Source organism: Noviherbaspirillum denitrificans (assembly GCF_002211445.1).
Lineage (GTDB): Bacteria > Pseudomonadota > Gammaproteobacteria > Burkholderiales > Burkholderiaceae_D > Noviherbaspirillum > Noviherbaspirillum denitrificans.
The window spans coordinates 3,916,660-3,926,169 of record NZ_LSTO01000001.1 but is presented as its reverse complement, the minus strand read 5'-3'; the positions used below and the strand labels follow the sequence as shown (position 1 = coordinate 3,926,169).

General features: G+C 61.9%; 9 protein-coding genes. 8 read left to right on the top strand and 1 reads right to left on the bottom strand.

Annotated features, from left to right (window positions below; all coding sequences use genetic code 11):
- The 8 genes from rsmB to AYR66_RS19005 all read left to right on the top strand — a co-directional run.
- The coding region (gene rsmB, locus AYR66_RS19040) for a 16S rRNA (cytosine(967)-C(5))-methyltransferase RsmB (protein ID WP_141104276.1) at nt 1–949 on the top strand (949 nt) is incomplete at its 5' end.
- Nucleotides 950–1,053: 104 nt separating this feature from the next.
- Nucleotides 1,054–1,584, top strand: a complete 531-nt coding sequence (locus AYR66_RS19035) for a DUF4390 domain-containing protein (RefSeq protein ID WP_088709932.1) — start codon at nt 1,054–1,056, stop codon at nt 1,582–1,584.
- Between the two features lies 1 nt (nt 1,585).
- Nucleotides 1,586–3,868: a sensor histidine kinase gene (locus tag AYR66_RS19030; protein ID WP_088708805.1), complete on the top strand. Its 2,283-nt coding sequence runs from the start codon at nt 1,586–1,588 to the stop codon at nt 3,866–3,868.
- Nucleotides 3,869–3,950: 82 nt separating this feature from the next.
- Entirely contained in the window at nt 3,951–4,673 is a 723-nt protein-coding gene (locus tag AYR66_RS19025; protein WP_088708804.1) for a response regulator, read from the top strand.
- Complete coding sequence (locus AYR66_RS19020) at nt 4,670–5,023, top strand: GTPase (protein ID WP_088708803.1); 354 nt, start codon at nt 4,670–4,672, stop codon at nt 5,021–5,023. The genes AYR66_RS19025 and AYR66_RS19020 overlap by 4 nt, the downstream gene beginning before the upstream one ends.
- Nucleotides 5,024–5,168: 145 nt before the next feature.
- Nucleotides 5,169–5,426 (top strand): BTH_I0359 family protein, encoded by a 258-nt coding sequence (locus AYR66_RS19015; protein WP_088708802.1) that lies wholly within the window; start codon nt 5,169–5,171, stop codon nt 5,424–5,426.
- A 239-nt stretch (nt 5,427–5,665) separates the two neighbouring features.
- The gene (gene trmB / locus AYR66_RS19010) at nt 5,666–6,337 is read left to right on the top strand and encodes a tRNA (guanine(46)-N(7))-methyltransferase TrmB (protein ID WP_088708801.1); all 672 of its coding nucleotides are present in this window, start codon (nt 5,666–5,668) and stop codon (nt 6,335–6,337) included.
- A 372-nt stretch (nt 6,338–6,709) separates the two neighbouring features.
- On the top strand, nt 6,710–8,152 hold the full coding sequence (locus tag AYR66_RS19005) for a sigma-54 interaction domain-containing protein (protein ID WP_234814943.1): 1,443 nt from the start codon (nt 6,710–6,712) through the stop codon (nt 8,150–8,152).
- Nucleotides 8,153–8,207: 55 nt separating this feature from the next.
- On the opposite strand, the gene AYR66_RS19000 is transcribed toward AYR66_RS19005, so the two are convergent.
- A complete protein-coding gene (locus tag AYR66_RS19000; RefSeq protein WP_088708799.1) occupies nt 8,208–9,230 on the bottom strand; it encodes a LysR family transcriptional regulator in 1,023 nt (340 codons plus the stop codon).
- Nucleotides 9,231–9,510: the final 280 nt, after the last annotated feature.

The window sequence follows — 9,510 nt, the reverse complement described above, 5'->3', positions numbered from 1 at the left end:
CACGATCAGCCATGCGAAAGGCATGGTGAACGCGGTGCTGCGACGCTTCCTGCGCGAGCGCGAGACACTGATGCCGCAGGCGGTAAAACACGGTCCCGGTCGCTGGAACTATCCGCAATGGTGGATCGACACGCTGCGCGCAGCCTATCCGCAGCAATGGGAAGGCATCCTTGCTGCGGGCAACCGTGCGCCGCCGCTCACGCTGCGCGTGAACCGCCGCAAGGCCAGCGTTGAACAATACCTGCGCACGCTGGCCGACGCGCAGATCGGCGCGGCCGCGATCGGCCCTTCCGCCGTACGGCTGGACAAGCCGGTGCCGGTATCGCAGATCCCCGGTTTCGCCGAAGGCATCGTGTCCGTGCAGGATGCGGCGGCCCAGCTGGCCACGCCGCTGCTCGACCTGCATGACGGCATGCGCGTGCTCGACGCCTGCGCTGCGCCGGGAGGCAAGACCGGGCACATGCTGGAATGCGCGGACATCGACCTGCTCGCGCTCGACAGCGACCGGGCGCGCCTGGCCCGCATTACCGAGAATCTCGACCGGCTGAAGCTGAAGGCCGCGCTGAAGGCGGGCGACGCCAGCAGCCGCGACTGGTGGGATGGCCGCCCGTTCGACCGCATCCTTGCCGACGTGCCCTGCACCGCCTCAGGCATCGTGCGGCGGCATCCCGACATCCGCTGGTTGCGGCGCAAGGAAGATGCGGCGCAGCTTGCAACACTTTCCGCGCGCATCCTCGACAACCTTTGGCAGATGCTCAAGCCCGGTGGTAAATTGGCATTGGTCACCTGCTCGCTCTGGCCGCGGGAGTCCGAGCTGCAAGCTGCTGCGTTTGCGGAACGGAACAATGCCATCCGCCTGCCCGCCCCCGGCCAGCTCCTGCCTACCGCGGACATGCAACAAGATCACGATGGCTTGTTCTATGCGCTGTTCCAAAAAGATGGGGTCTGATAGTATTTTCGCCGACCTGTAACGATCCTCCCCGTGACCGACCTGCACCCGTGCGATTGATCCGCCCTGTCCTTCACCTGCTGACAAGCTGGATGCTGGCCGCCATGCTGCTGACGGCTGCGCTCGCACCTTCGTCGGCGCGCGCGGAAGGCGTCGAGATAACGCAGGCGGCGCTGGAATACAGCGACGACGGCTACAAGATCGCCCTCGGACTGTCGTTCGAACTGACGCGCGGCCTGGAAGACGCAGTGACGCGCGGCGTCCCGCTTTACTTCACGACGGAAGTCCAGCTCACACGTCCGCGCTGGTACTGGTTTGACGAAAAGGCCGTGTCGGCCGCGCAAACCATTCGCATTTCCTACAATGTCCTGACGCATCAGTACCACGCGTCCATCAGCGGCCGCCTGCAACAGACGTTCAATTCGCTGGACGATGCACTGTCGCTGGTGCGGCGCCCGAGCCGCTGGGTCGTGGCGGAGAAAGGTGCGCTCAAGTCGGGCGAGATCTATACCGTCGCCGTCCGCATGGGACTGGACGTGGCGCGCCTGCCGAAACCGTTCCAGGTCCACGCGATGAACAGCTCGGACTGGCGCTTCTCTTCCGACTGGAAGCAATTCACGTTCAGGGCGGAATAAGGTGCAACGGTTCCTGCGATATTTCCTGATCGTCGGCGGCGCGGTCGTCAGCATCCTGCTGTTCCTGCTCGCTTCTGCTTCCGAGAACTCGGCCTTCTTCGACCAGCACTATCCCGAGCTGCTGGTCCTGAACGCGCTGATCGCGGTTGCCCTGCTGGCGCTGGTCGCGCTGCTGCTGACGCGCCTCTATCGAGGGCGCAAGCGCGGCGAATTCGGCTCGCGGCTGATGACGCGGCTGGTGCTGCTGTTCGCCGTGGTGGGTATCCTGCCCGGCTCGGTCATCTACATGGTGTCGGTGCAGTTCGTATCGCGCTCCATCGAATCCTGGTTCGACGTGCGCGTGGAATCGGCGCTGGAATCCGGCCTCACGCTCGGCCGCACCGCGCTCGACGCATCACTCGCAGACCTGACCGCGAAGGCGCGCACTTTCGCCCTCGAACTGTCGGATATTTCCGAGACATCGCAAGTCACCCAGTTGTCCCGCCTGCGTGATCAAAGTCAAATGCAGGAAGCAACTATTGTTACTTCCAACGGTCATATTGTCGCGACCGTCGGCGGCAAGCTCGGCTCTCTGGTGCCGGACCTCCCGACTGCAGCGATGCTGCGCCAGGCGCGCATGTCGCGCGCCTTCGCGGCTATCGAGGGCGGGTTCGATTCCAGCGACATCCAGGCGAAGGACAATGCGCCGGCCGACCTGCGCCTGCGTGTGGTGGTGGAAATCCCGGCATCGAATTCCGACCTGTCGCTGCAGAGCGAGACCCGTTTCCTGCAGCTGCTGCAGCCCGTTCCGGCCCACCTGGCCGCCAACGCGGAGGCGCTGCGCGCAGCCTACAGCGAATACCAGGAGCGCTCGCTGGCACGGGTCGGCCTGCGCAAGATTTATATCGTGACATTGACGTTGACGCTGCTGCTCGCCATCTTCGGTGCGATCGCCGCGGCGTTCCTGATCGCGGGCGATCTTGCGCAGCCGCTGCTGGTGCTGGCCGAAGGCACCAAGGCCGTGGCAGAGGGCAATCTGTCGCCGCGGCCGATTGTCGCGACGTCAGATGAACTGGGCACGCTGACACAATCGTTCAACACGATGACGCGACAACTGTCGGAAGCGCGCGCATCGGCTGAACGCAACCGTGCCGCGTTGTCCAACGCAAAGGCGTACCTGGAATCGGTGCTGGCCAACATGTCGGCCGGCGTGATGGTGCTGGACAGCCAGTTCAGGCTGGTGACCTGCAATGAATCGGTGGAGCGCATCCTGCTGAACGATTTCGATGTCCATATCGGCAAGCCCCTGTCCACGATCGACGGACTGGAGCCGATGGCCAATGCGATCACGAAGGCCTTCTCGGAGCAGCGCGCGCAATCGGCGGGCGATACGCCGGCCGGTGACCTCCACTGGCAAAAGCAGATCGAGGTGCCGCGGCGCAGCGCCGAGCCCGACGGCGACAACGACATCACGCTGCTGGCACGCGGCTCTTACCTGCCGGTGGCGGGCGGCACGGGTTACATCGTAGTGTTCGATGACATCACCGACGTGATTTCGGCGCAGCGTTCGATTGCCTGGGGCGAAGTTGCGCGCCGTCTCGCGCACGAAATCAAGAATCCGCTCACGCCGATCCAGCTCTCGGCCGAGCGCCTGCAGATGAAGCTCGAGCCGAAGCTGGAAGGACAGGATGCTGCGGTGCTGACCAAGAGTACCGCCACCATCGTCAACCAGGTGGCGGCCATGAAGCGCATGGTGGACGATTTCCGCGATTACGCGAAGACACCGCCCGCGGTGCTGTCGCCGCTCGACCTCAATGGACTGGTCGAGGAAATCCTGCACTTGTATGTCGGCGGCGACGACCGTGATGTGATCCAGGCCTCGCTCAGTCCCGACTTGCCGAAGGTGATGGGTGATGCAACGCAGCTGAGGCAGGTGATTCATAATCTCCTGCAGAATGCGCAGGATGCTGTCGCCGACCGGACGTTGCCGGACAACAAGCCGCATATCGAGGTGACGACCGAGGCAGTGCATTACGACGATTCCGATGGCGATCACAAGACAGCGGTGCGCCTCACGGTCGGCGACAACGGGCCCGGATTTTCGTCAAAGATACTGGGGCGCGCATTCGAGCCCTACGTGACATCGAAGTCGCGCGGAACGGGACTCGGCCTGGCGATGGTGAAGAAAATCGTGGATGAGCACGGCGGCCGCATCGACATCAGGAACCGGTCGAGCGGCAGCGGTGCCAAGGTGGCAATTTTGCTGTTAAAGTTAGCGCCGGACGAGAATCTGGCCGCGGCCTGAAACAAATCGTGACAACTCTCATGCTCCTGTACGACGCACATCAACAATAATTCAGCGACAGTGGAAGCAACAAGGTAAGCATATGGCAAACATTCTGGTAGTCGATGATGAAATGGGAATCCGGGAATTGCTCTCGGAAATTCTCGGTGACGAAGGTCACGTCGTCCTCATGGCGGAAAATGCGCAGCAGGCGCGCGATGCGCGTGCGCAAGGCACACCCGACCTCGTGCTGCTCGACATCTGGATGCCGGATACGGATGGCGTAACACTGCTCAAGGAATGGCAGCGCGATGGCCTGCTCACCATGCCCGTGATCATGATGTCGGGCCATGCGACCATCGATACGGCAGTCGAGGCGACCCGCATCGGCGCGCTGAATTTCCTGGAGAAACCGATCGCACTGCAAAAGCTGCTGAAGGCTGTACAGCAGGGACTTTCACGCACCACCGAAGTCTTGCGTCCCGCACCGGTCTACCATGCGCGGCCCGTCCCGGCGCCGGTCGAGGAAACCAGCATTCCCGCACCTGCCGGCTACAGTCCTGCACCGATGGGCATGACACCGAGCGTGGGTCTCCCTGCAGCGGCCACTCCTGCTGGCGACGCACACTTGTTCGGACTATCCTTCGACCTGCCGCTGCGCGAAGCGCGCGATGCCTTCGAACGCGCCTACTTCGAACACCACCTGATGCGCGAAGGCGGCAGCATGACGCGCGTCGCGGAGAAAACCGGTCTGGAACGCACCCACCTGTACCGCAAGCTCAAGCAGCTGGGCGTGGAACCGAGCAAAGTGTCCCGCAAAGGGTGATTCCAGCCACCCTCGTCACCGGTGCAACGCCGGCGTTGCGTGAGGCCGCGATCCGCGCGGCAATGACATCTACTGTCGACACGGCCATCATTCTCGAAGGCATCCCGGATGCACAATCCGGTCTTGACGCCGATGCCCCGCATCTCCATATCGTCCGCATTGCTCCCGGCTGCGTGTGTTGCACAGGCAACCTCACCATGCGCGTCACGCTTAACCGGCTGCTGCGCGGCAAGCCGGAGCAGTTGTATATCGGATTGGCAACGTCGGCCCATCTCGAACAGATCCGTGCATTCCTTACCGCACCGCCTTACGACAATTTGCTCGCGCTGACTAAAGATTTGCACGCTTAGTGTCGATCTTTCTTACAAGAGTGCAGCTTTTTCACGGTCCGCACCGCGCAATGCCGCGATAGCTTGAAATCCATGCAGGTGGCCCCATTTTTGCATCATGGATGAGGGGTAACCTTCAATTTTCCCGGAGCAGAAGGAGCGCAAAATGAACTTGATCTACAACAGCGAGCAGTACAGCGTCGTCGAGTTCGGGGCCGATGATGGACGGGAGGCCTTGCGCTTTGGCGGATATGAAATCATGGACAAATCCGGCAAGCGCGAGATCTTCATTGGCGGAACGCTCGCCAAGTCCTTCCGCGAAGAGGTGGAAAACCTGATCGCAACCGAACCAACGGTGGAAGAAATCGATGACTTCCTCGGCAAATACGACGCGCTGATGCGTCAACCGGTCACACTGCACTAATTACAAACCGCCGCCACAGAATACAAGGCATTCTGTGGACTTCCCGGACCTCGCTGAGACTGTGCCTGATTGCTGCCCTGTGGCATGATGGCGGGCAATATCAGTCTGCTTCCTTTCCAACGCAAGACACATGACACGGACCACGTCCGTGCAGGGAATCGTCTTTGCATTGCGGGAAGCAATCAGCGAGGCTTCAGATGGTCCAGTCATTTGCATCGCGTGTATGGGCGTGAGGCTGCATGTACGCGAACTCAAGTCCCATCAGCAGTGCCCAGACGGGCATACACGAACAGTTGCACAGCCTCGTGGCGCGGCATGCGCAATCGGAATTCCGCAAGCCCTTCATGCCCTACAACCGTGAGGCCTTCGATGCGAGCATCGCAGCCTGGCACGCCGCCGGTTCGCCGCCCTTGATCCTCGACGCCGGCTGCGGCGTGGGACTGTCGACGCGGCATCTTGCGCGAATGTATCCCGATCATTTCGTGATCGGCGTCGACCAGTCGGCAGACCGGCTGGCTCGCAATACCGAGTGGGAAGGACAACTGCCCGCGAACTTCATTTGCGTGCGCGCCGACCTCGTCGATTACTGGCGCCTGATGCTTGCCGCAGGCGTACGGCCGGTGAAACACTTCATCCTCTATCCCAATCCCTGGCCGAAGATCGGCCATCTCGCGCGGCGCTGGCATGGCCACGCGGTCTTTCCTGCTGTCGCAGCCCTTGGCGGCACGATTGAATGCCGCAGCAATTGGCGCATCTACGTTGAGGAATTCGCGGCGGCACTTTCGCAGCTGGCCGGCGTCGTGGTGTGTGCGGAATCGTTCGTTGCTTCCGATCCGATCACCCCCTTCGAAAAGAAGTACGCCGATTCCGGTCACGACTTGTGGCGTTGCGTAACCCGCTTACCGGGCTAGAACTTGCCAGCATTCAATTGCCGTTCGGAAATTAAATTTTTAACGTAACAAATCCGGACATCCAATAGCCATGCGGGTTTTGGCATGAAATGCTCTGGAAAGCCTTTATTTGTGCGGATTTCATGCAAGAAATCCAGATTTGACGGAGCACAAACCGCGATTCTGTTGTTGTCAACTCCCGCATTTATGGCATTGTTCGGGTGATTAAAAGACGGTAATCTCGGCCATTGATCACGTTTTGACCGGCCCTCCGAGAGGCAAATTGCCGCAACATTTAGCGGCGTCGGGCAGCTTGTCAGCATCTGCCAAAGCCGTGCGGAGGACATGCCGCCGCGCCCCGGTCCCATACAACACGAACAAGGGTCATGCGACATGCTTAACGTCTCCAATTCTGCGTCGGCGGCACAGCCGGTGCTGGTGCTCCGGCTCACCGTCCGCACCAGCCAGCCCTGCCCCTACACTGAAACGCTGCGCGATCACGGGCTCAACCTGGTTGAATGCTTCACGCTCGAATCCGCCTACCAGGCGGTCGAGAACGGTTGCCGGGTCGGCCTGCTCATCATTTCCCAGGACTCCGAGCTCGACCACCTCGACAAGATCGAACCCTTCGTCAGCAACAACCGCATTTCGTGGGTTGGCCTGATTGCGCAGGAATTGATCTCGATGCCGCGCATGCGCGAGTTCATCGCCGAGCACCTGTTCAATTTCATCACCCTGCCCGCCGACCTCGACCATATCGCGCTCACGCTGCGCCACGCATGGGGCATGGCCTTCATGCGCGACCTCAAGCGCGATGCGTCGCCTGCGCCGGCGCCCGACAACAACGACCTTGTGATGGTCGGCCGCACGCCGCAGATGCAGCAGCTGTTCAGCCAGCTCTACAAGGTGGCGCGCACCGATGCTTCCGTGCTGATCTCCGGCCCCTCTGGCACCGGCAAGGAACTGGCGGCGCTGTCCATCCACCGCCAGTCCGCGCGGCGCGATGCGCCCTTCGTCGCGGTCAATTGCGGCGCCATCGCGCCGCAGCTGTTCCAGTCCGAGCTGTTCGGCTACGAAAAGGGCGCATTCACCGGCGCCAGCCAGCGCAAGATCGGCCGCATCGAAGCGGCACAGGGCGGTACGCTGTTCCTGGACGAGATCGGCGACATGCCCTTCGACATGCAGGTGAACCTGCTGCGCTTCCTGCAGGAAAAGACCATCGAGCGCGTGGGCGGCAACGACTCGATCGAGATCGATGTGCGCGTGATCGCCGCGACCCATATCGACCTTGCCGAAGCCGTGCGCCAGGGACGCTTCCGCGAAGACCTCTACTACCGCATCAACGTGGTCTGCATCGACATGCCACCGCTGGCCGACCGCGGACAGGATATCGAGGACATCGCCAAGCATTACTTCAGCCAGTTCGCCGGCATGCACAACCGCAGCCTGCGCGGCTTCTCGAAGGCGGCGATGAATGCGATGCTGAGCCATTCCTGGCCCGGCAATGTGCGTGAGCTCGTCAATCGCGTGCAGCGCGCAACAGTGATGGCGGAAGGACGCTTCATCCAGCCGGAAGACCTCGGCCTGGATCGCAGCAATGACCAGTCGCAGCTGATGTCGCTTGAAGACGCGCGAGCCGCAGCCGAGCGCATGATGATCCGGCGCGCGCTCTCGCAGTCGCGCAACCAGATCTCGCGCGCCGCATCGCTGCTCGGCGTTTCGCGCGTGACGCTCTACCGCCTGATCGAGAAGTACAACATCCGGCCGGATTCGGTGACACCCGGCCATGCGCCCTTCATGGCTGCAGCAAGGCCGGACATGGAAGTGCACAAGTAAGCGTCCTCCGGCTGTACCTGATCATGTCCGGGGCGCGAGGCGCCCCGCTTCTTTCTCACCCCTCTCCCATTTCGCCCCGCAACGCTTCGCTGCGGCGATCGCCGTCCTTTGCCGCAAAGCTGCGCAACACCTCGGCCAGCCGTGTCGCTGCCGGCGTGGTGAACCACGGTCGTCCGTGGATCAGGTACAGCATCGATTTGTGCGACACCTTGTCGACCAGGGGCAGGCAAGCCAACTGACCCTGGTCCAGCCATTTCTGCACGCGATGCTTGGGCAGCCACGCATAGCCCAGGCCCTCGCAGGCGGCGGCGACAACCGTATCGAAACTGTTCATGGTCCAGCGGCGCACTTGCTTGGGACCTCGGTTGCCCGCCTTGCTGGTCGCGTTCACCGGGCCCATGTCGATCTGGATATGCCGGCCGAGGTCGATCGAACTCGGCTCCCTGCCCAGCTGCATCAGCGGATGCGCCGGGTGGGCGACGGCAACATATTCGACCTCGGTCAGTGGCTCGCCGAGATAGCCGAGCGGCACGCGCTCGCTGATGGCGAGATCCACGTTCGGATCGCGCACGATGTCTTCCGCCTGCAGGGTCGGCACCTCGCGCAACCGCACATGCGCGGCACCCTTGCCGATCTCGGCGAAGCGGCTGAGGGCCTGGGTCAGGAGATGCACGGGAAAGTTGTGGTCGACCACCAGGCGCACCTCGTCACCCCAGCCTTGGCCGAGGTTCTTGGCAAAGGTTTCCAGCTCGACCGCTTCCTTGAGCACATTGCGCGATCGCTCCAGTAGCGCGCGCCCTTCCGGCGTAAGGATGGCTTTGCGTCCTTCGATACGCAACAGCTGCGTGCCGAGCTGCTCCTGCAGCTTCGATACCGTATAGCTGATCGTGGACTGGCTGAGGTGAAGCGACTTGGCCGCTTCCGCGAATCCGCCACAGTCGATCACGGCATGAAAGATACGCCATTGCTTCAGGCTGACGTAGAGGTTGTGGATGTCATGCGGGCGCGAGCGGTAAGTGGCGCGCATGCCGTCATGTCTCATGGTGTGCATCGGCTCCTGCTTTCTCGATTGCGTCATGGTGCTTTCCTCGTGTCCAGAACTGCACGCCCCCTGGGCTTGCCACGGGCGACAGCCTCAAGCAAAACATGCGCCCGTGGTTACAAGCACTTGATTTCTATCGGTTTTTAGGCAATGCGTCAGGCTTTGCTGTCCAACTATGTATCAACACAACGCCGCGCTTTGTTGGCAGGCGGCAGAAAGCCTTGCGATGCGGACAGGCGCCACAGGAATGCAGGCGGACAGCAGTGAAGCGTCGTGAAGAAACACTTCGCAAAAATCGATGGTTCTTTCGGCGTGC